Raw genomic sequence first — 21,347 nt, forward strand, 5'->3', positions numbered from 1 at the left:
GGGTCGCTCGACCCAGAGCGGCCCAACCTTCACCCGAGTAGTTCCAGAGGCCCCCACGGTGAGTGGGTCAGGGCCACCGCAATAATGTATGCCGCCGTTGCCAGTGCAGCCACGTAGGCCAGTAACTGGCTCCGCTTGCTGGTAGCAAAGCGCATGACGGTCATTCCCAGGCCGATATACAGCAACAATGCCAGCACCTTCGCGACTACCCAGGGTAGCGCCAGTGGCGACACTCCCCAGATGCCCAGCATACCCACCGCCGAGGCAAGCAACACGCTATCGACCAGGTGGGGCAGCACCCGGCTGATGGGCGCCTGCAAGCGCGGGTTGCCGGTCAATGCCCAGTAGCCGCGCAGGGAGAACCCGGCGACTGAACCCAGCCCGCAGCAGACGTGGACAAACTTTAAAATCGTCAATAGCGTCATTTCGCCAGTTTACCAGCAACTGTTACAGTAACCCCATGACACCTGCCAGCGTCCAGAGGCTCACCCGACTCGCGATTATTGCCGTTACCCTGCTGCTGGCAGCCTGCCGGATGCCGGTAAAGGTCAGCGGACAGGGCTATGTTTTCGGCGAGGACGCCGGGCAGCTTTACCGCGCAGGCTACACATTCGAGATCAACGAGGATTTCCAGGAGACGTTCTGGCCCGTGCCGGCGCCCGGGTACAGCTTCGGCCGCTGGACGGACATTTGCAATAACCTCTACGGGCCCTGTGAACTCACGCTGGATGAACCGCTGTGGAGCCGGGACGACAGCATCCCCCTGGGGGCACGTTTTCGCCGGAACTACAGCGGCCCCCTCGAAATCCGGTACTACGAGACCTACTGGTACGAAGCGACCCGCACACTCTCTGTGCCCCTGTCCCGCGTTGATCTGCGCGGCGCGAACGGCGCTGGCTCGCCGCGCTACTTCATGGCATCGCCGGACCTTGAGGTCATTGTCCCGGCAGCGCGAGTTGGCCCGGACCTGCTGTTCCCGCTACCAAATGACGAATACCCGCCCGAAGACTACTGGCTATTTGCCTCGGCAACAGATAGCGAAGGGATTATCGCCAGTGCATCCATCAGCTTCGGGTTGGCCAGCAAGGTCCCTGCCGGAGGCTTCACAGCCTATGACGGCGCCTCGCCCTGGGCGTCGGCACTGCCCGCCTGCGTAGCGGCAAATACACCCTTCCAGTTATGCTCACTGGCGACCCTGCCATTCATCGGCCAGCAGGCTGCGAGTCCCTCGGTCGAGGAGGTACTGGCGCGCACGGTGGTATCCCACCCCTGGATGGGGCGTCGCTTTGAGCAGGTTTTACGCGCTTTACCGCAGGACATGCTGCCGCTGTTTCGGGGGGCTACGGCCGTTGTGATCGGCGCAGATATTCGCCCGGCATTCTACACCTCGGCCACCGGGGCGATTTACCTGGACCCCCAGGATTTGTGGCTCACCCCCGAGGAGCGGCAGACTATCGACTGGGCGCCCGACTACCGGACCGAATATGGCCATGACCTGAACTTCATTTCCTACGACCTCTATATCAGCGGCAGCGAGGCAGCCTGGACGCCTGCTTACCTGTACGAGGAATTCGAGTCCCGCACGCTGCAGGACATCCTGCTGCCAGTAGCCACCCTGCTGGTCCACGAGCTGGCCCATGCCAATGACGCCGTGGCACCGGCGCTACTGGGCCTGGTCTCCGATGATGAAACCGTGCTCGAGGCTGTGCTGCGACTGGAGAACCGGAGTCCTTCACTGCAATTGCTGAACACCTACCCGCTGACGTCTTCCTTCCTGTACCAGCTGGCGGAGATCCTGTACTTCGGCGCGCCCGTTGCGGAGCCCGTGCTGGAGCTGAGTGCCCGTGGGCTCGGTCTGGAATTTGTCCAGGACGAAGCCAATGCGCTGTACGCCTTCGCCACACCGTACGAGGACACCGCAATGTTGGTGGAAGAAGTTCTGACCCATTACTTTTTCGGTGCCGACAGGCTGGTTTCATTTCTCGATGCGCCGGTGTCCGGGTCGGGCGACTGCAGCGACTACACCGTGCAATGGAGCAGCATCAATCGGGTCGCCAAACCGGCGGTAAAGGAACGGGCCAGGTTGGTGTTATCAGGCATTCTTGATGTAGCAGACGTTTCCCGCTACCTCGCTGCCATACCGGAGCCACGAAAACTGCAACGCGGACTGAGTCTGTGTGAAAACCTCGACCGTCTCGCCAGCGCGCCCGGCGCGCTTCCGGGCAAATTTATCCCGCCGCCGGAGCTGGCGAGAAGGCAGGTTGAGAAAATTCGCAGCCACCGCCAGATGCGCCAGCGTAGCGGGCGGGGCCGCGCCGGACGGGGGCGCATTGTTCCGCGCTGACTGTTCAGAACCGGTAACGCCCCTGCAACGCAAGCGTGCGCGGGCGGCTGAGACTACCGATTGTGGTCGTACCGGCGGGCACCAGCTGGCCGCCGAAATAAGGAAAACCGAAGCCAAAGGAGCTGGATTCGTCCAGCAGGTTACGCCCCACCAGCGCCAACTCCCAGCCACCTCCAGGGTCAGCTACGGACAGGCGCAGGTTCACCAGCGTCAGGGCGCCGTCGAGACTCGTCTCTCCAAGCTGCTGGTACTGTTCGTCCCGGTAGTTGATCGCACCTTCCAGTCGCCACTGCAGCTGGTTTCCCGGCACCGGCAGCACCCAGGACCCATCCACCGAGGCTGACCACTGCGGGGCGTAGGGCAGGCGTTGGCCGGTGTCGGTTTCCTCGGCATCACTGTAGGTGGCACTGGCGCCCAGTACCAGGTCCGGGGTCACGATCCAGCGGGTCTCCAGTTCCAGGCCCCGGCTGCGAGCCGGTACCGTGGAGGTAAGAAAGCCCGTACCAATGAATGACACTACCTGGAAGTCATCGATATCGGTATTGAAAACAGCGGCGTTGAGCAGGCCGCTGCCGCCCGCCAGTTGCCACTTCAGGCCCAGTTCCGTTGTTTCCGCCTCTTCCGTATCGAACTCCGCTTCTTCAGGGACGGCGACATCATTGGTAAATCCGCCACTTTTACTGCCATTGGCCCAGGAGAGGTAGCCCATTAATTCATTGCTGACGTCATATTGCAGGCTGAGAGAGCCATCGAGATTGTGTTCCGAGCGACTGAGGTCGCTGGGTGGCACTTCCGGCGCCAGCAGATCGGCCAGGATATCGGCGAGAAAGCCACCACTGCGCAATCGTTCCCGCCCCCAGACGGCGTCCTTTTCCTCATCGGTGTAACGCAGTCCCACACCCAGTTGCCAGTCACTGCCCAGGTACAGGCGCAACTGGCCAAATCCCGCCAGCACCCTCGTATCCTGGTCATAGGTCTTGAGACTGGCAGCATCGATGGGCAACGGCCCCAGGGTATAAGGCGGGGGAAAAGCCGAATCGGTGATATTGGCGTATTCCAGGGTACTGTCATGGTAATAAACGCCGAGCAGGTAATCGAAGCGTTTACCGGTCGGAGAGGCGAGGCGAAACTCCTGGGTGAACTGCTCATAGTCGCTGGCGAAAATCGAGGTGAGATAATCCACTGAGAGGAAATCGGTATCGGTCAGCCGGTGGTTGTCATAGTCCGACCAGCCGCTGAGCGAGGTAAATGTCATGTCACCCAGACCCTGCTCGTAATGCAGCGTGGCCCGGTGTGTGGTCTGCTCATCGTCCGCTTCACCCTTGCTGCCATAGGAAGTAAAGGCGTGTTTGTCCCGATCCAGTCCGATGTCTGCGCCGGGATCCATCCCCAGCATAAAGCCGAGCTGATCCACATCGGGCTGGAAAGTGTCTCCGCGGATACGCAGATCGTCGTACTGGTAGCTGGCATAAAGATCGCCGTCATTACCGAGTACAAAACTGGCGCCTATCCTCAGCGTCGATTGTTCGCGCTCCGGCACTTCATTACCGGTGGCCCGGTTATCGACGTAACCGGCCTCGTCCACGTAATTAAACGCCAGGCGATAATTACCCAGGGCACTGGGCAGGTCGACGGCGCCAGTGGTATAGACACTGCCAAACTCGGTTTCGTAGTCGGCCTGCAGATAACCGGCCAGTTCATCTCCCGGCCGCACGCTGACGATACTCAGTGCCCCCAGGCTGGTGTTTTTGCCCAGCAGGGTGTTCTGGCTGCCCTTGATCACTTCCACTCGCTCGAGGTCGAACAGCGAAGCCTGGAACTCGCGGATGCGGCCAGTCCAGATGCCGTCGATAAACAGCCCTACCGACTGGTCCAGGCTTTCGCTGGCAGAGCCGGTACCGAGGCCGCGAACGGTCACCTGGGCAAGATTCTGGGGGGTGTGCTGGATCACCAGGCCCGGCACCGAGTCAGCAAGGTCGGTGGTCGTTCTAATGGTGAAGTTGTCTATCAGGGCAGCGTCGACGACGCTGATGCTGATGGGTATGTCCTGAACGTTTTCTGTCCGCTTCTGGGCAGTGACCAGTACTTCTTCCAGCACCAGCAACTCCGCTGCCTGGGCTGAAAAATGAGAGTTGGCCAGTAATAAGGCAAGGCCACAGGGTCTCAGCCGTCCCCTGAAGGGGAGCCATCGATAATGAGCAGACATCAATTTATATCCCGGGGCGGGACGGAAATGGTCTACCTGGTCAGCTGCCGCTGTCGTCGAAACAGGCCTCAGAATCGGTAATCCAGAAACAGGGTGGGTCCTTTGAAATCGATGTTGTATTCGTTCTCTCGCCGGGACGATTTTTCCTGGGTGAGGTCGAGTTTGACGTACTGATAGCCAAGCGTCAGCGACCAGTGATCGCCCATGCCGTAGGCAATACGCGGGTGAATGTAGGTAAAGCCGCCGTCGTAATCGCCGTAGTTGGCACTGAGCCAACCGGCGTAGAGCCCCATACCCCACTTGTGGTTCAGCCTGTAGTAGGCCTGCAGTCGAAGGTTGGGCAAGGGTGCCAGCAGCTCACTGCTGCCGGTGGTCGCCTCCCGCTCGATATTTCCCACAAACGCCCGACCCCTGATGGAGGTTTCCAGGTCGATTGCATGAATGCCTCCCCCGACCAGGACCTCGGCATTGGCGTTGCTGTAGGCCGAATACATTACGTCCAGGATATAGGTGTCGATACTGAGTTCGGTGTCAACAGAAGCGCCCGCCTGGAATTCCTTGCCATCGAAGTTAAAGTCTTCTTTCACTGCGCGACGACCGTTCTGGTCAAACTGGTAGGCGAGGCCAACCAGCATCCACCGGGGCTTGAAGCGCCAACGCCCCTCGAGTGCCCAGCTCAAGTCATCGTGCTTGATGCCCAGGTCATCGAGGTCGACTTTCACCTCCGGCAAGGCGCCCACCGTTGCCCGCAGATCCGCATCCACGGTCTGGTAGGCCATGCCAATGCCCACCATATCCCTGACGTGAAAATCCCCCGGCTCTTCCGCTGAAAAGCCCGAGGTGGCAACCAGTAGCAGCAAAAGCAGCGAAGATCGGAAGTTCATAGTGTTTTCCCAGAAGCTTGAATTTCTGCGGGACCCACAACTGCAAAACGTATTGAGCCCACTGAGAGTTTGATTATGCCGGCTCCCGGGCCCTTTGAATAGTTGTTCTCTGCTACTCCACCGTGACCGACTTCGCCAGGTTGCGCGGCTTGTCGACGTCAGTGCCCTTCTGCACGGCAACGTGGTAGGACAGCAGTTGCAGGGCCACCGTGTAGACGATGGGTTTTACCACCTCCGGACAGTGGGGCATGTTAAGCACCCGAACCCGGGGTTCACTGGCGAAACCGGCCTGGCGATCGGCGAATACAAACAGCTCGCCACCCCGGGAGCGAACCTCCTCCAGGTTTGACTTCAATTTTTCCAGCAGGTCATCGCCGGGGGCCACGGCAACCACAGGCATGTTGTTATCCACCAGCGCCAGCGGCCCGTGCTTGAGCTCACCGGCCGGGTAGGCCTCGGCATGGATGTAGGAGATCTCCTTGAGTTTGAGGGCGCCCTCCATGGCTATCGGGTATTGAATCCCGCGACCCAGGAACAGTGCGTGGTGTTTGGCGATAAAGGCTTCGGACAAATCCTCTATGTCGCGATCCAGTTCCAGGGTCTCCTGCACATACTCTGGCAATCGTTGCAGGGCGTTGACCAGATCCGTGGCCCTGTCCTCGCTGAGACCGCGGCGCCTGCCCAGGGCAATGGTCAGCATTAACAGCGCTACCAACTGGGTGGTAAACGCTTTGGTGGAGGCTACACCAATCTCGACACCGGCCCGGGTCAGGAACACCAGATCGCTTTCCCGGACCAGGGAACTGTTGTCCACGTTGGCTATTACCAGTGAGGCGAGGAAATCGCCCGGCGCCGCATCTCGCAGGGCGGCGAGCGTATCGGCCGTTTCACCCGACTGGGAAATGGTGACCAGCAGGGTGTTGTCATGCTGGACCCGTTTGCGGTAGCGGAACTCCGAAGCCACCTCCACCTGGCAGGGAAGCCCCGCCAGTTCCTCCAGCCAGTAACGAGCCACCATGCCGGCGTGGAAACTGGTGCCGCAGGCGACAATCTGTACGGCCTGAACCTTGTCGAATACTGCTGCAGCGCCTTCCCCGAACAGTTCGTCGGCAACCCGGTGCCGGGCATCGAGGGCCAGGGTTGCGGCGAGGGCGCGGGGCTGCTCGTAGATTTCCTTGAGCATGTAATGGTCGAACGCGCCCTTGTCAGCGGATTCAACGGCTTCATCGATGCGGATTTTCTCCCTGCGAACCCGCTCGCCCGCCTCGTTCCAGATACTGATGTCCGCCGGAGTCACCAGCGCCAGGTCTCCCTCCTCCAGATAGATAAAGCGGTCTGTCACCTGGCGCAGTGCCATCGGGTCCGAAGCCAGGAAATTCTCGCCGATGCCCACCCCGATCACCAGTGGGCTGCCCTGTCGGGCGCCGACGACCTCGTCCGGATGTTCCACATCAATCACTGCCAGCGCGTAGGCACCCTCCAGCAGCGACACCGTTTCTCGCATGGCATCCACCAGCCCAAGCCCTTGAATCAGATGCGAATGAAGTAAGTGAACAATCACTTCGGTGTCGGTGGCGGAAACAAACTGATAGCCCTGCTCCTGCAGCCGGGCGCGTAACTGCTGGTGGTTCTCAATAATACCGTTGTGCACCAGGGCGACTCGCGCACCGGACGTATGGGGATGGGCATTCACCGCCGACGGCTCGCCATGGGTCGCCCAACGGGTATGGGCGATACCGGTACAGCCGTAATAGGGCTCTAACTGCTGGGCCCGTTCAAGCTCAGCCACCTTACCCAGCTGCTTGTGCAGCAACAGGTTTCGCTCATTATCCAGCAGGGCCAGGCCGGCGGAATCGTATCCCCGGTACTCCAACCGGCGCAATCCCTCCAGCAGAATTTCCGAGACTTCCCGGCGTGCTGCCGCCGCGACGATGCCGCACATAATCAGCCCTCCCCGTCTTTTTTGCCGGGACGCTGCCAGCCGGCGATATTGCGCTGCCGGGCGCGGCTGACCGCGAGCTCATTTTCTGCCACCGCCCGGGTCACGGTAGAGCCGGCCCCGACAAAGCCACCGTCCGCCACTTCCAGTGGCGCCACCAGCGTGCTGTTGGAACCGATAAACACGCCGTCTCCCAAATGGGTCCGGTGTTTGTTAACGCCATCATAGTTACAGGTAATGGTGCCGGCGCCAACATTCACCCCGTCGCCCATCTCACAATCACCAATGTAGGTCAGGTGATTTACCTTGCTGCCCACGCCAATGCTGGCTTTCTTGGTTTCCACAAAATTGCCCACACGCGCTTCTTCAGCCAGCACCGTGCCCGGCCGCAGCCGCGCAAAGGGCCCGACACTGGCTCTGGCGCCCACTACCGCCTCTTCCAGATGGCTCATGGCATGAATGGTCGCGCCCGCCGCCACCTCCGTGTTGCACAACACGCAGTTGGGACCTACGCGGACACCGTCACCAAGAGTAACCTCGCCCTCTATCACCACGTTGACGTCAATCCTGACATCCTGGCCACAGCGCAGGCTGCCGCGGACGTCCAGCCGTGACGGATCAGCGAGATACACCCCTTCCCGCAACAGGGCATGGGCCTGGCGCAACTGAAACTCGCGCTCCACCTGGCTCAGCTGCAGACGGTCATTGACACCGAGAATTTCCAACTCGGAACCGGCGAGCTGGGTATGCACCTGACTCCCCTCGGCCACCGCCATGGAGAGCACATCCGGCAGGTAATACTCCCCCTGGCTATTGGCATTGCCAACGGCCGGCAGGTATTTATTCAGGTCACTGGCGGGCGCAGCCAGCACTCCGCTGTTTATTTCGTTTATTTCCAGCTGGTCAGCGGTTGCATCCTTGTGTTCTACAACCTCCAGCAGGGCGCCATCGGCGTCGCGCAGTATTCGGCCGTAACCAGCCGGGCTACCCACCCGGGCGGTCAACAGCGCCGGCCCCTCCCGGGCCTGTTCAACCAGGGCGCGCAAGGTTTCCGGGCTGAGCAAGGGCACGTCGCCATACAGCACCAGTACGGCGCTTTCCGGTTTTACGGCCGGCAGGGCCTGCAGCACAGCGTGGCCTGTGCCCAACTGCTGTTCCTGCCGCACCCAGTTCAGCGCCTGGCCAGCCATGGCTGCCTCGACGGCCCCGGCACCGTGGCCAACCACCACATGGATCGCCGCAGGCGCCAGTTCCCGTGCCGTGTCCACCACATGCTGCAACATGGGCCGCCCGGCGACCGGGTGCAACACTTTGGGAAGGGAAGATTTCATGCGGGTGCCCTGCCCCGCAGCGAGGATAATAACTTCGAGATTCATGTCCCTGTTCCAGGCTGGCCCCGGGGCCAGATGTCAGTAATTATTTGACAATGTTTTTCCGATAAGCGCATATTAATCTTACAAATATTCAATACAACGCCTTTTGTCACAAATAAATTGACAACAAATGAAGTTCGATAGCCTGCACCAGCTCGGCCTTGACGACCGGGAGATCAGTATCTACCGGGCCCTGCTGCGGCTGGGGCCTGCCTCCATTCGCGATGTGGCCGCCGAGTCAGGGGTAAACCGGGGCAGCACATACGAAACCCTCAAGCAGCTGGCGGGCAAGGGAGTGGTCAACTATTTTCCCCGGGGACGACGTCGGGTATTCCAGGCAGAAGAGCCAGAGCAGCTATTACAGTTGGGCGAACGACGACAGCAGGCCCTCTCCCAGGCCATGGAACAACTGCGAACCGAGGTGATTCCGGAGCTCAAACAGTCACGGGCCGAATTCAGCCCGGGTAATGTGCGCTTTTACGAAGGCGATGACGGTGTAGAGCTGGTACTGCGGGACATTCTCGACTCCACCGCTGCCGACCCGGAGCGCGGTTATTCGGTCATCTCCACCAAAACCCTGCGGGAGCATCTCTATCGCCCCTTTCCCAACTTCACCCGGCAACGGGAAAGTCGCGGCATCCGGGTGCGGGTCATAGCCGTTGGTGAGGGGGGTGACGAGGCCGAGTACGCCGAGCGCAAGTGGTTGCCCGCCAGTGATACCTCCGATGCGTCTTACATCGCCATTTACCCGCCCAAGGTGGCCATGATCACATTGGCAGACAAGGATTATCCGGTCGTGGTCATCATCGATTCAGCTGCTATCGCATCCACCCAGCAAATCCTGTTCGATACCCTGTGGGGACTGCTGTAACGACGGGCTAGTTTTTCTCAAGTTTCCTAACCTGTGTTGGTCGAAGAATCGATGGCCACGTCAGCGGCGCCGGTTGCGACCTGCCGCAAGGCCTGGAAACGGCGCTGGCGATGCTGTCCCGACTATACTAGTAACCCCATGAGGGTAATCCCTGCTGACAGATTTTCTTCTATGCTGGATCCCCCACGGTAAGCGCCAGTAAAGGATACAGACATGAGCCGCATCGTCACTTTCGCCGCGACCCAACTCAGCATCGGCTGGGACATCGAGGCCAACATGGAGAAGGCTGAAAAAGCCGTGCGCGACGCCCATGCAGCGGGCGCCCAGGTGATACTGCTGCAGGAGCTGTTCGAGGCGCCCTATTTCTGTAAAACACAGCAATACAGGTACCTTGACCTGGCCAAACCGCTGATCGGCAATCCGCTGATTGATCGTTTCTCAAAACTGGCCGCGGAGCTGGCAGTGGTGCTGCCCATCAGCTACTACGAGCGCGATACCAACACTTTCTTCAATTCACTGGTGATGATCGACGCCGACGGCAGCGTGCTGGACAATTACCGCAAGAGTCATATTCCGGATGGCCCGGGTTACTGCGAGAAGTTTTATTTCACCCCGGGGGACACCGGTTTCAAAGTGTGGAAAACCCGTTACGGTGTATTCGGCGCGGGGATCTGCTGGGACCAGTGGTTTCCGGAAACCGCCCGTTGTTGTGCGCTGATGGGCGCCGAAGCCATGTTCTATCCAACCGCTATAGGCTCCGAACCCCAGGATCCCAGCCTGGACTCCAGCGGCCACTGGCAGAGGGTCATGCAGGGGCATTCGGCCGCCAATATCCTCCCGGTGATTGCCTCCAACCGCACCGGGGTCGAACAGGACGATGGCATCAGTACCACCTTTTACGGATCTTCATTCATCACCAACCACACCGGTGAGAAGATCGCCGAGGCTGGGCGCGACGAGGAGAAGATCCTGGTCGCTTCCATCGACCTGGAAGAGTCTGCAAGCTACCGCCGCGCCTGGGGCCTGTTCCGCGACCGCCGCCCGGAACTTTACAGCGCCATTGGTCACAACGCCTGCGGACACAACGTCGAATGAACGCAGCGCTTGAGTCCACACCGCGGGCGGATGGCTTCCGCATGCCGGGAGAGCACGAACCGCAGCAGGCGGTGCTGATGGCATGGCCGGAACGCGGCGATAACTGGCGCAATAACGCGGGCCCCGCGCAACGAGCCTTTACCGCGGTGGCTGCAGCGATAGCCGAAGCGACCCCGGTAACGATGCACGCCAGCGCGAGCCAGCTCGAATTGGCCCGCAGTGTGCTGCCGGCCAATGTCGCGGTCGTGGAACTACCCTGCAACGACAGCTGGATGCGCGACATCGGCCCCAGTTTTGTGGTCAATGAGGCCGGCGAAATCCGCGGCGTCGACTGGGCGTTCAACGCCTGGGGCGGTGCGGTCAATGGCCTCTATGACGACTGGGCAGACGACGATGCACTGGCAAGCCGGGTACTTTCCCTGCGCAACGAGGGGCGCTACCGGGCACCCTTGATCCTGGAGGGCGGTGCTATTCACGTGGACGGTGAAGGCACCTGCATCACCACCGCCGAATGTCTGTTACACCCCGGGCGTAATCCCGGGCTGGACCAGTCGCAGATCGAGGGCCTGCTCTGCGACTACCTCAACGTGGACAAGGTCATCTGGCTGCCCCGCGGTTTGTACAATGACGAAACCGACGGCCATGTGGACAATATACTGCACGTGGTAAAACCCGCTGAGGTGGTACTCACCTGGTGCGATGACCCGGCGGACCCGGTATACGATATCTGTCGGCAGTGCCTGGCCACCCTGGAAACGGAGAAAGACGCCAGGGGGCGCGAGTTTACCGTACACAAGCTACCCATGCCCGGACCGCTGTATATCAGCGAGGAAGAAGCGGCCGGGGTGACGCCTTCGGCGGGCATGGAACGAGCGGCCGGGGAGCGACTGGCGGCCTCCTACGCCAACTTCCTGATTACCAACCAGCGGGTGGTGTTCCCGCTGCTGGACCCGGCACACGACGATCAGGTGAAGGGCAAACTGACCAGCCTCTTCCCGGGCCGGGAAATCGTCGGCGTCCCCGGCCGGGAAATCGTCCTGGGCGGCGGCAACATTCACTGCATCACCCAGCAGATCCCGGCCACAGGCGAGAATTGAGCCGCGACGGGCCTCAGGGCCGGTCCAGTGCCAGCCGCCGGCCACTGCCCGGAGGAACACAGCTGAAGGTCAATACATTTCCCGCCACCAGCGCCGCCTCCCGCAGCGCGCTCGCGCCCCACTCCTGGCCAGCGCTATCGATGTAGGTGTGGTCGTCAAACAAGGCCGAAAAGCGCGTCCGGTCAAGCACCCCGCGAACAATGAGATCGCACTCCGGTAACGGCCCGGTGACATTCGCGCGCTGTTCCAGCAGGTCCAATCGATCCAGAACCGCCTCTTCCACACCTGTGGCGAGGGTGACCTGTTGCCCGACCACCGGCGCCATATTGCTGTCCGCAGCCATGACGAAGCGCACCACATCCAGCTGGTTGTCTGCCACTGGCGGCGGAAAGTTGAAGGTTGAGGTGGCAAAGAAATCCAGTAAAGACGCTATGGAGCCATCGTGAAGGTAGCCGAACCCCCTGATCTGGTTCCCCCGGTAGCGGCGATCACCAAAATTACCCGAGGTACCAAACATGCCCACCTTGGCATAGGCGTTGCGAAAACTCGGCACCTTGAAATTTTCCGCAATTCCCTGTCCCTCAAAGCTCATCAGGCCGGCGGTACCAAAGTGTCGTTGTTCCGGATCCAGGCTATGACAGTGATTACAGCTCCCGGTGCCGGTAATATTGTCCACGTTGAAGTAAATATCACGACCCCTGGCCTGGCCGGTGGTGAGGCGGTTGTCCAGCCTGCGAACCGGATTGGGCGGCGGTGTCAGGGCCATCGCAAAGTCGGTGAAGGCCTGCATATCCCTTTCCGGTAGTTCTTCGCTACGGCCCACCAGGCCGACAAACGCCGGATTAAACTCCTTGAAAGCCGCAGCCTCAATACTTTCCAACTCCCCGTTAACCCGCTGACGGTTCTGGCCAGTGCGGTCCCCTCGCCAGTGCTGCGGTCCGCTGTCGGCGATACCACGCAGGGTTTGGGTGGTCATGGGACCCTTCATGGGGTGGAAGTTGAGGGTAGTCTTGATGCTGCGGGTCACGTAGTCGTTGGGATTGGGCTGCAGGGAAGCATCGGGATTACCCAGGTCCCAGGCCAGGTGATCCAGATCACCGAATACATGACAGCTGGCACAGGCGGAGGTGCCGTTGGCCGAGGTTTCCCGAGCGTCATAGAGGAATTGACGACCAGCGATGATCTTGTCCGGCTCCGGGGTAAACAGGACCTGCCGATCCAGCATGTTTCCGCTCGCGGTGTCCCAGAGGGAAATGGCATTGTCAAAGCGCGTGTATACCGCAAGATGTACGCCATCTTGCGTCAGCGCCAGTCCGGCGGGACCGCCTCCGGGTAAATCTGCCTGCAGCGCGATGGAAGGTTCATAACTCCCCGTCCGTAATTGCTCAGTGGGGATGGATGCCACCTTGCCGGAGCCAAACGCCGCCACGTAGAGCCTTGTGCCATCGGGGCTGACCACCATACTGGTTGGCTGGCTCAGGCTTTTCTGCACCTGTAATGGCGGATAGATCGCGCCTTCTGCCACATCAAAATCGATATGCGAATTCAGGTGATTGGACACCACCCGATTTCCGCTCAACACCGAAATGCGGCTCTCGGCAATATGGCCCCTGACTGTAGTGGCTGTCTCCCCCGACCCCTCGAAGCGGATATGGTTGAGCGATGCGAGATTACTGACATAAAGCTCGCCGCTCACCGGGTTAACCGCCATATTGAACAGCACCGTGCCTATCCCCGACTGCTGTCTGATCACCCCGGGTATCTCGGCAGCCGCGTCGATAGCAAAGACATCCAGGTCAGGCAGATCGAACATGACTTGTGCAGACCAGTCCCTGCCCGACTCATCAGTCCAGCGGGACCCGACTTTCCTGACGATCAGGCCCGTGTCCGGCTGCAGCTTGCCGTCGATATTGGTTGCCGGCGGCGGCTTCGCACCTGCTACCACGTCCTGGGCAAGCGTGGTGGTACCGTTCCCTGACATGAACGCGGCGGCATACACGGTTTGACCGTCTGGCGCGACCGCCAGCGCTCTCGGGCTGTCCGCAAACAGATTGACGATAGCCAGGGGGTTACCGTTCAGGCTGCCGTCCAGCGCATCACGGTCATAGACCCACACATCCGCCCGACCCAGGCCTGCGCGAGTCAGGTGGTCGGGGCGGAACCGGGGGTGATTTTGCCCGCGGTAAGCGGCAGTGATAAATGCGCGACGCCGTTCGGGACCGGCGAAAACAATATCCCGCGGTTCGTCTCCCACCTGCAGGGTCTGTTGCACACGGGGGATATCATCCAGACGGACGATACTGACCGAATCGCTGAGGTGGTTGACCACCCAGGCTTCGTTATCGTTGGCAAATGCCACGGCCACCGGCTCCAGGCCCACCATCACGCTACCCAGCAGGTCCAGGCCTCCCGCACTGAGCCCGTAGATTTCGAGGCAGTTAGCCGGTGTGTTGGTCACCAGCAAGCGACTGCCGTCGGGACTGATGGCAACAGGCCGCACCGGCCCGCTCTCGAACAGAACGTAATTTGCAGTTGAGTCGGCCCGCAGGGTGGCGCCAGCCGAACCACAGGAAAAGGCGGCACGGGGTTCCGGCGCCGGATCCGTGGGAGAACCCGGATCCACCGGTTGGCCCGGGTCAGGGGCGGGGGCCCCGGTGCCCGTGTTTCCGGATCCCCCGCCGCAGCCAATTGGGAGTCCCAGCAGGCAGGCGATTAAAACCGCACGTATCATTATCAGTCTCGAGGTTGCGCGCCAGAGGAGGACAGTAGCGTATCAAGGGCCAGGGGCCAAGAGACAGGCGACCTTTGCGCTTTTTCATCAGTACTCTGAAACGAAAAAAGCCCCGGCTTTGAACCGGGGCTTTTCCAGTGCTCTGGCCTGCCAGCAGGCCGGCGGGGCAAGGCCTAACCCCGGCCCGCCCGGTTTTTCATCTTGCGCAGTGTCGCCAGCTGGGCGGCGGCCTCGGCCAGCTGCGCCGAGGCGCGGCCGTAATCGAATTCGCCGGACTGGTTGGCCAGGGCGTGCTCCGCCTCGCGGCGGGCTTCCTCGGCGGCGGCCTCGTCCACGTCATCCGCGCGCAGGGCGGTGTCGGCGAGGATGGATACCACGCCGGGCTGCACTTCCAGGAAGCCGCCGGATACATAGTACACCTGTTCATCACCGTCCTGGGTGACGATACGCACCGGGCCGGGCACCAGGTTGGTCAACAGCGGCGCATGGCCGTAGCTGACACCCAGCTCACCCTCGCCGCCGGTGGCCACCAGCATTTCCACCAGGCCGGAGAAGATCTCTTCTTCGGCGCTAACGATGTCGCAGTGAATTGTCATTGCCATATTCCTGGCCTCTCTAAACTACGACTGACTTACAGGTTCTTGGCTTTCTCGACAGCTTCTTCAATGCTGCCGACCATGTAGAAGGCCTGCTCGGGCAGGTGATCGTATTCACCGGCGAGAATGCCTTTGAAGCCTGCGATCGTGTCCTTCAGGGAAACGTACTTACCGGGAGAACCGGTGAATACTTCCGCCACGTGGAAGGGCTGCGACAGGAAGCGCTCGATCTTACGGGCGCGGTCTACCGTCTGCTTGTCTTCCTCGGACAGTTCGTCCATACCCAGGATCGCAATGATGTCCTTGAGCTCCTTGTAACGCTGCAATACGTTCTGCACACCGCGAGCGGTGTCGTAGTGCTCATTACCAATCAGCAGCGGATCCAGCTGGCGCGAGGTGGAGTCCAGCGGGTCTACCGCAGGGTAAATACCCTTGGCGGCAATATCACGAGACAGTACCACGGTTGCATCAAGGTGGGCGAAGGTAGTTGCCGGAGACGGGTCAGTCAGGTCGTCCGCCGGTACATACACCGCCTGAATAGAGGTAATGGAGCCGACCTTGGTAGACGTAATACGCTCCTGCAGTACACCCATCTCTTCCGCCAGGGTGGGCTGGTAGCCTACCGCGGAGGGCATACGACCCAGCAGTGCCGATACCTCGGTTCCCGCCAGGGTGTAACGGTAAATGTTGTCGATGAACAGCAGTACGTCACGACCTTCATCACGGAACTTCTCGGCCATGGTCAGGCCGGTCAGCGCCACGCGCAGACGGTTACCGGGGGGCTCATTCATCTGGCCGTATACCATGGCCACCTTGGATTCGCTGAAGGTTTCCACGTTTACAACGCCGGACTCCTGCATCTCGTAGTAGAAGTCGTTACCCTCACGAGTACGCTCACCTACACCGGCGAATACCGACAGACCGGAGTGCTGAATCGCAATGTTGTTGATCAGCTCCATCATGTTTACGGTCTTACCTACACCGGCACCACCGAACAGGCCGATCTTGCCACCCTTGGCGAAGGGGCAGACCAGGTCGATGACCTTGATGCCTGTTTCCAGCAGCTCTTCAGCAGCGGACAGCTCATCATAGGCGGGCGCATCACGGTGAATGGGAGCACGCTCTTTCTCGCCGATAGGGCCACATTCGTCGATGGGGTTACCCAGCACGTCCATGATGCGGCCCAGGGTTTCCTGGCCCACAGGCACGGAAATCGGTGCGCCGGTGCTCTCGACTGAAAGACCACGGCTCAGGCCCTCGGAAGAACCCAGCGCAATGGTGCGGACCACGCCGTCGCCCAGCTGCTGCTGAACTTCCAGGGTGGTGTCCTTCTCGGTGATTTTCAGTGCATCGTATACCCGGGGCACGGCGTCACGTGGAAATTCCACGTCGATTACCGCGCCGATGATTTGTACGACTCGTCCGCTACTCATGTTCGGATCCTCTGTTTTTGCAAATATTCCGTCGGGCCCAGGTTTTTACCCTGACCCCAAATATGTTTTTAACTGATCGCCGCGGCGCCGCTGACAATCTCAGACAGCTCCTGGGTAATCGCCGCCTGGCGCGCCTTGTTGTAGATCAGCTGCAGGTCATCAATCAGCTCGCCGGCGTTTTCGGTGGCGTTCTTCATCGCCAGCATCCGTGCGGCCTGCTCACAGGCGCCGTTCTCGACAACCGCCTGGTATACCTGGGACTCGATATAGCGGGTCAGCAGGCCTTCCAGCAGTTCTTTCGCGTCGGGCTCGTAAATGTAGTCCCAGTGGTGCTTCATCTCGTCGGACTCTTCCGCCTCCAGGGGCAGCAACTGCTCCACGGTAGGCCTTTGAGTCATGGTGTTGACGAATTCGTTGCTCACCAGGAACAGGCGATCAATCCTGTCTTCAGCGTAGGCGTCCAGCATGGCTTTTACACCACCGATCAGGTCTGCCACCGAGGGCTCTTCACCCAGGTCGCGAACGGCTGCGGTGACGTTGCCGCCATAGCTGTTGAAAAACGCTGTGGCTTTGGCGCCGATCAGGCTGAGATCGATCTCGATGCCCTGATCGTTCCACTCTTTCATCGACTTCACGGTCGCCTTGAACAGGTTGATGTTCAGGCCACCGCAGAGACCACGATCAGTGGACACCACGATATAACCGACACGCTTAACCTCGCGCTGCTCCATGTACATGTGCTTGTACTCGGGCGCTGCGTTGGCGATATGACCAACAACCGAGCGCATGCGGCGGGCGTAAGGCTTGCCCAACTGCATGCGATCCTGAGCCCTGCGCATTTTGGAAGCAGCAACCATTTCCATGGCGCTGGTGATCTTCTGCGTGCTCTGGATGCTCGAGATCTTGGTGCGGATTTCTTTTCCGGCTGCCATAGCGAATTACCAGGTCTGAGTCGACTTGAACTTCTCGATCGCGGCCTTGAAGCTCGCCTCGATCTCGTCGTTGTAGTCCCCGCTCTCGACGATGCTGTTCATCAGGTCGCCGTGCTCGGCGTGCATGTAGGACAGCAGGGCGTGTTCGAAGTCACCAATCTTGGCGACATCGATGTCATTCAGGAAGCCTTCATTGGCAGCGTACAGCACCAGGCCCATTTCAGCGATAGACTGGGGCGAGTACTGCTTCTGCTTCATCAACTCGGTAACGCGCTCACCGTGATCAAGCTGGGCTTTGGTGGCGTCATCCAGGTCAGAGGCAAACTGTGAGAAAGCCGCCAGTTCACGATACTGGGCCAGTGCGGTACGAACACCGCCAGACAGCTTCTTCATGATCTTGGTCTGGGCTGCACCACCAACACGGGATACGGAGATACCGGCGTTCATCGCAGGACGGATACCGGCGTTGAACATGTCCGCTTCCAGGAAAATCTGGCCGTCGGTGATGGAGATCACGTTGGTCGGTACGAATGCAGAAACGTCACCGGCCTGGGTTTCAATCACCGGCAGGGCCGTCAATGAACCGGTCTTGCCTTTGACTTCACCGTTGGTGAACTTCTCGACGTACTCGGCGTTAACCCGGGCAGCACGCTCCAGCAGGCGCGAGTGCAGGTAGAACACGTCACCGGGATAAGCCTCACGTCCCGGCGGACGACGCAGCAACAGGGATATCTGGCGATACGCCCAGGCCTGCTTGGTCAGGTCATCGTAAATGATCAGGGCGTCTTCACCGCGGTCGCGATAGTACTCACCCATGGTGCAACCGGCAAACGGTGCCAGGTACTGCATGGCAGCCGGGTCAGACGCAGTAGCAGCCACAACGATGGTGTGTTCCATTGCGCCGTGCTCTTCCAGCTTGCGCACAACGGCGGCGACCGAGGATGCCTTCTGGCCAACCGCGACGTAGACGCACTTAATGCCGGAGCCTTTCTGGTTAATGATGGCGTCAACCGCGATCGCAGTCTTACCGATCTGGCGGTCACCAATAATCAGCTCGCGCTGTCCGCGGCCGATGGGCACCATGGAGTCAACCGCCTTCAGGCCGATCTGCACGGGCTCGTCTACTGACTGACGGGCGATAACGCCGGGAGCTACTTTCTCCAGGGCATCGGTCATGGCAGCATTAACGGGGCCCTTGCCATCGATGGGGAGACCCAGTGCATCTACCACGCGACCCTGCAGTTCGGGGCCCACGGGTACTTCCAGGATGCGGCCGGTGCAACGGCAGCTCTGGCCTTCTGCCAGGCCCTTGTAATCACCGAGGATTACCGCGCCGACGGAGTCGCGCTCCAGGTTCAGCGCCATACCATAGACGCCGCCTTCAAATTCAATCATCTCACCGTACATCACTTCGGCGAGACCGTGGATACGAATAATACCGTCCGTTACGGAAACGACGGTGCCTTCGTTGCGAGCTTCAGACGACACATCGAGCGACTCGATGCGCGACTTGATGATCTCGCTAATCTCAGATGGATTCAGTTGCTGCATGCTCTGTTCCTCAATCCTAATGCTAGGAATTCATTGCTTCGGCCAGCTTGTTAAGCCTGCCGCGCACGGAGCCATCGATCACCAGATCACCGGCCCTGATTAATACGCCACCCAGAAGGTCATGGTCAGTGGAGGTGCTTACCTTCACTTCGCGCTCGAGTTTCTTGCCCAGTACTTCCGCCAGCTTGTTGGCGGTTTCGTCCGTCAGGTCAAAGGCGGAGACAACTTCCACGTCTATCGACTTCTCCAGGTTTGACTTGAGCAGTTCAAACTGGGCGGCAATGACCGGCAACAGTGACAGGCGCTTGTTGGAAGCGAGAATGCTGACAAAATTCTTCACTTCCTGGCCAGTCGCATCGCCGCAAACCTCGTTCATGGTCTGCGCCTGCTGCTCGTCGGTCAGGGACGGATTGTCCAGTACCGCGTCCATGCCCTCGTCCGCGGAAACCGCAGCGGCAGTGGCCAGCTGTTCGGACCACTGGGCCAGCGTGCTGTGCTCGCGGGCGAACTCGAATGCGGCCTTGGCGTAGGGGCGTGCCAGTGTGCTTAGTTCAGCCATAGCTCCCTCGCGATTACAGCTCTGAGGCCAGCTTCTCGACCAGCTCGTTGTGAGCCTCCCGGTCGATAGCGGCACCCAGAACCTTTTCGGCGCCGGCCAGAGACAGGGCCGCAACCTGACCACGCAACTGTTCGCGTGCACGGTTGGTTTCCTGCTCGATCTCTGCCTGGGCAGATGCCTTCACTCGATCTGCCTCGACAGTCGCTGCGTCCTTGGCCTCTTCAACCAGTTGCGCGGCGCGCTTGTTAGCGGCGTCGACAATGCCCGCAGCCTCTTCCTTGGCTTCCTTCAGGCGTTCGACCGCCTTCTCTTTCGCCAGTTCGAGGTCGTGGCTGGCGCGGTCAGCGGCAGCCAGGCCGTCGGCAATCTTTTTCTCGCGCTCTTCCATCGCGGCCATAATGGGCGGCCACACGTACTTCATGCAGAACAACACGAAGCCTGCAAACGCGATCATCTGTCCAATAAGCGTAAGATTTATATTCACGCTCTTCTCCTCACAGGTTGTTGGGGGCCGCTCGAAACCACCGTGGCCCCGTTAAACAATGTCTCTTATTAACCTGCTACAACGAAGATCAGGTACATCGCGATACCAACACCGATAATGGGGATCGCGTCTACCAGGCCAGCGCCCAGGAAGAAGGTAACCTGCAGCTTGGGAGCCAGTTCAGGCTGGCGAGCAGAGCCTTCGATGAGCTTTCCGCCCAGCAGGCCCACACCGATAGCGGCACCAAGACCACCCAGACCCATCATGATGGCGGCAGCAACGTAGATCAGTTCCATGATTTTCTCCTAGAGTTTAAAGAACCAAGTTGATTGAAAGTTGATTAATGATCTTCATGGGCCATGCTGAGATACACGATCGTCAGCACCATGAAGATAAATGCCTGCAGGGTGATAACCAGAATGTGGAATATCGCCCAGCCAATCTGCAGCAGACCTGCGGGCACCATCCAGGCAATACCGGCGCTGAACAGGGCTGCAATCAGAATAAAGATCATCTCGCCGGCGTACATGTTTCCGAACAGACGCAGGCCGAGGGAGAAGGGCTTGGCCAACAGGCCAACCACTTCCATAAACAGGTTAATCGGGATGAACACCCAGTGGTTGAAGGGGTTGAGGGTCAACTCCTTCACAAAGCCGAAGCCTTTCACCTTGATGGAGTAGTAGAGCATCAGGACAAACACGCCTACTGCCATGCCCATGGTGATATTGGGGTCGGTGGATGGCACGATCTTCTGGTATTCCACTCCCAACAGCATCAGCGTGTGGGGAATCAGGTCAACCGGGATCAGGTCCATCAGGTTCATCAGGAAGACCCAGACAAAAATGGTCAGGGCCAGGGGCGCGACCAGCTTGTTGTGGCCGTGGAACGTATCTCTAACCGTGCCGTCGACGAACTCGACAACCATTTCAACCGCATTGAGCAGGCCACTGGGCACACCGGCTGCGGCCTTTTTGGCCACCGAGCGGAATATCCAGCAGAAAATAATACCCAGGCCGATCGACCAGAGCATGGAGTCGACATGAATGGCGTTGAAACCCATTGCCGCCGCTTCTGCGCCGCCGTGGGCCATGGTCCAGGTGCCGCCTTCGCCGACAACGCTGCCGTCGTAGCGCTCAAAACCGGCAGGCAATTTGCCATAGGTCAGGTTAGTCAGGTGGTGGACAATATATCCGGAGATTGTCAGTTCTTCGCCTGCAGCTGCCATCTATAGGAACTCTTGCGTCTATCTCTC

18 protein-coding genes are annotated in these 21,347 nt (G+C 59.9%); 4 read left to right on the top strand and 14 right to left on the bottom strand.

All coding sequences use genetic code 11. The features are described from left to right. Positions 1-29: 29 nt before the first annotated feature. The gene (locus E2F43_RS05745; RefSeq protein ID WP_165954201.1) at positions 30-416 is read right to left on the bottom strand and encodes a SirB2 family protein; all 387 of its coding nucleotides are present in this window, start codon (positions 414-416) and stop codon (positions 30-32) included. 44 nt (positions 417-460) lie between these two features. On the opposite strand from E2F43_RS05745, the gene E2F43_RS05750 reads away from it, so the two are divergent. Beyond that, on the top strand, positions 461-2,344 hold the full coding sequence (locus E2F43_RS05750) for a hypothetical protein (protein ID WP_133210469.1): 1,884 nt from the start codon (positions 461-463) through the stop codon (positions 2,342-2,344). Positions 2,345-2,348: 4 nt separating this feature from the next. Here E2F43_RS05750 and E2F43_RS05755 read toward each other — a convergent pair whose 3' ends face one another. The 4 genes from E2F43_RS05755 to glmU all read right to left on the bottom strand — a co-directional run bounded on the left by E2F43_RS05755 (position 2,349) and on the right by glmU (position 8,749). After that, on the bottom strand, positions 2,349-4,442 hold the full coding sequence (locus E2F43_RS05755) for a TonB-dependent receptor (protein ID WP_165954202.1): 2,094 nt from the start codon (positions 4,440-4,442) through the stop codon (positions 2,349-2,351). Positions 4,443-4,618: 176 nt separating this feature from the next. Continuing rightward, positions 4,619-5,434, bottom strand: coding sequence for an outer membrane beta-barrel protein (locus tag E2F43_RS05760; protein ID WP_133210473.1), 816 nt, complete (start codon positions 5,432-5,434; stop codon positions 4,619-4,621). A 112-nt stretch (positions 5,435-5,546) separates the two neighbouring features. Continuing rightward, positions 5,547-7,376 carry a glutamine--fructose-6-phosphate transaminase (isomerizing) gene (glmS, locus tag E2F43_RS05765; protein ID WP_133210475.1) on the bottom strand — a complete coding sequence of 610 codons (1,830 nt, stop codon included), beginning with the start codon at positions 7,374-7,376 and terminating at the stop codon, positions 5,547-5,549. A gap of 2 nt (positions 7,377-7,378) precedes the next feature. After that, positions 7,379-8,749, bottom strand: coding sequence for a bifunctional UDP-N-acetylglucosamine diphosphorylase/glucosamine-1-phosphate N-acetyltransferase GlmU (glmU, locus tag E2F43_RS05770; protein WP_133210477.1), 1,371 nt, complete (start codon positions 8,747-8,749; stop codon positions 7,379-7,381). Positions 8,750-8,876: 127 nt separating this feature from the next. On the opposite strand from glmU, the gene E2F43_RS05775 reads away from it, so the two are divergent. The 3 genes from E2F43_RS05775 to aguA all read left to right on the top strand — a co-directional run bounded on the left by E2F43_RS05775 (position 8,877) and on the right by aguA (position 11,809). Further along, on the top strand, positions 8,877-9,617 hold the full coding sequence (locus tag E2F43_RS05775) for a TrmB family transcriptional regulator (RefSeq protein ID WP_133210479.1): 741 nt from the start codon (positions 8,877-8,879) through the stop codon (positions 9,615-9,617). A 213-nt stretch (positions 9,618-9,830) separates the two neighbouring features. Then, a complete protein-coding gene (gene aguB, locus E2F43_RS05780; RefSeq protein ID WP_133210481.1) occupies positions 9,831-10,712 on the top strand; it encodes an N-carbamoylputrescine amidase in 882 nt (293 codons plus the stop codon). After that, positions 10,709-11,809 (top strand): agmatine deiminase, encoded by a 1,101-nt coding sequence (aguA, locus tag E2F43_RS05785; RefSeq protein WP_133210483.1) that lies wholly within the window; start codon positions 10,709-10,711, stop codon positions 11,807-11,809. Before aguB ends, aguA begins: the two co-directional genes overlap by 4 nt. A 13-nt stretch (positions 11,810-11,822) precedes the next feature. Here the strand turns inward: aguA and E2F43_RS05790 are convergent, their stop codons facing one another. The 9 genes from E2F43_RS05790 to atpB all read right to left on the bottom strand — a co-directional run bounded on the left by E2F43_RS05790 (position 11,823) and on the right by atpB (position 21,320). Beyond that, the gene (locus E2F43_RS05790; protein ID WP_133210485.1) at positions 11,823-14,540 is read right to left on the bottom strand and encodes a hypothetical protein; all 2,718 of its coding nucleotides are present in this window, start codon (positions 14,538-14,540) and stop codon (positions 11,823-11,825) included. A gap of 173 nt (positions 14,541-14,713) precedes the next feature. Then, positions 14,714-15,142: a F0F1 ATP synthase subunit epsilon gene (locus tag E2F43_RS05795; RefSeq protein WP_133210487.1), complete on the bottom strand. Its 429-nt coding sequence runs from the start codon at positions 15,140-15,142 to the stop codon at positions 14,714-14,716. Between the two features lie 29 nt (positions 15,143-15,171). Beyond that, complete coding sequence (gene atpD, locus E2F43_RS05800; RefSeq protein WP_133210489.1) at positions 15,172-16,569, bottom strand: F0F1 ATP synthase subunit beta; 1,398 nt, start codon at positions 16,567-16,569, stop codon at positions 15,172-15,174. Positions 16,570-16,637: 68 nt separating this feature from the next. Then, complete coding sequence (gene atpG, locus E2F43_RS05805; RefSeq protein ID WP_133210491.1) at positions 16,638-17,501, bottom strand: F0F1 ATP synthase subunit gamma; 864 nt, start codon at positions 17,499-17,501, stop codon at positions 16,638-16,640. Between the two features lie 6 nt (positions 17,502-17,507). After that, positions 17,508-19,052 carry a F0F1 ATP synthase subunit alpha gene (atpA, locus tag E2F43_RS05810; RefSeq protein WP_133210493.1) on the bottom strand — a complete coding sequence of 515 codons (1,545 nt, stop codon included), beginning with the start codon at positions 19,050-19,052 and terminating at the stop codon, positions 17,508-17,510. 22 nt (positions 19,053-19,074) lie between these two features. Continuing rightward, the gene (locus E2F43_RS05815; RefSeq protein ID WP_133210495.1) at positions 19,075-19,611 is read right to left on the bottom strand and encodes a F0F1 ATP synthase subunit delta; all 537 of its coding nucleotides are present in this window, start codon (positions 19,609-19,611) and stop codon (positions 19,075-19,077) included. 13 nt (positions 19,612-19,624) lie between these two features. Then, positions 19,625-20,095, bottom strand: a complete 471-nt coding sequence (locus tag E2F43_RS05820; RefSeq protein WP_133210497.1) for a F0F1 ATP synthase subunit B — start codon at positions 20,093-20,095, stop codon at positions 19,625-19,627. 68 nt (positions 20,096-20,163) lie between these two features. Next, positions 20,164-20,391, bottom strand: a complete 228-nt coding sequence (gene atpE / locus E2F43_RS05825; RefSeq protein ID WP_009020576.1) for a F0F1 ATP synthase subunit C — start codon at positions 20,389-20,391, stop codon at positions 20,164-20,166. A gap of 44 nt (positions 20,392-20,435) precedes the next feature. Continuing rightward, positions 20,436-21,320 carry a F0F1 ATP synthase subunit A gene (atpB, locus tag E2F43_RS05830; protein WP_133210499.1) on the bottom strand — a complete coding sequence of 295 codons (885 nt, stop codon included), beginning with the start codon at positions 21,318-21,320 and terminating at the stop codon, positions 20,436-20,438. Between the last annotated feature and the right edge of the window lie 27 nt (positions 21,321-21,347).

The sequence above is a fragment of the Seongchinamella unica genome, assembly GCF_004354085.1.
Lineage (GTDB): Bacteria > Pseudomonadota > Gammaproteobacteria > Pseudomonadales > Halieaceae > Halioglobus > Halioglobus unicus.

Coding starts and splice junctions, on each gene's coding strand:
- E2F43_RS05750 (WP_133210469.1), top strand. CDS start 461: ATGACACCTGCCAGCGTCCAGAGGCTCACCCGACTCGCGATTATTGCC.
- E2F43_RS05760 (WP_133210473.1), bottom strand. CDS start 5,434: ATGAACTTCCGATCTTCGCTGCTTTTGCTGCTACTGGTTGCCACCTCG.
- glmS (WP_133210475.1), bottom strand. CDS start 7,376: ATGTGCGGCATCGTCGCGGCGGCAGCACGCCGGGAAGTCTCGGAAATT.
- glmU (WP_133210477.1), bottom strand. CDS start 8,749: ATGAATCTCGAAGTTATTATCCTCGCTGCGGGGCAGGGCACCCGCATG.
- E2F43_RS05775 (WP_133210479.1), top strand. CDS start 8,877: ATGAAGTTCGATAGCCTGCACCAGCTCGGCCTTGACGACCGGGAGATC.
- aguB (WP_133210481.1), top strand. CDS start 9,831: ATGAGCCGCATCGTCACTTTCGCCGCGACCCAACTCAGCATCGGCTGG.
- aguA (WP_133210483.1), top strand. CDS start 10,709: ATGAACGCAGCGCTTGAGTCCACACCGCGGGCGGATGGCTTCCGCATG.
- E2F43_RS05790 (WP_133210485.1), bottom strand. CDS start 14,540: ATGATACGTGCGGTTTTAATCGCCTGCCTGCTGGGACTCCCAATTGGC.
- E2F43_RS05795 (WP_133210487.1), bottom strand. CDS start 15,142: ATGGCAATGACAATTCACTGCGACATCGTTAGCGCCGAAGAAGAGATC.
- atpD (WP_133210489.1), bottom strand. CDS start 16,569: ATGAGTAGCGGACGAGTCGTACAAATCATCGGCGCGGTAATCGACGTG.
- atpG (WP_133210491.1), bottom strand. CDS start 17,501: ATGGCAGCCGGAAAAGAAATCCGCACCAAGATCTCGAGCATCCAGAGC.
- atpA (WP_133210493.1), bottom strand. CDS start 19,052: ATGCAGCAACTGAATCCATCTGAGATTAGCGAGATCATCAAGTCGCGC.
- E2F43_RS05815 (WP_133210495.1), bottom strand. CDS start 19,611: ATGGCTGAACTAAGCACACTGGCACGCCCCTACGCCAAGGCCGCATTC.
- atpE (WP_009020576.1), bottom strand. CDS start 20,391: ATGGAACTGATCTACGTTGCTGCCGCCATCATGATGGGTCTGGGTGGT.
- atpB (WP_133210499.1), bottom strand. CDS start 21,320: ATGGCAGCTGCAGGCGAAGAACTGACAATCTCCGGATATATTGTCCAC.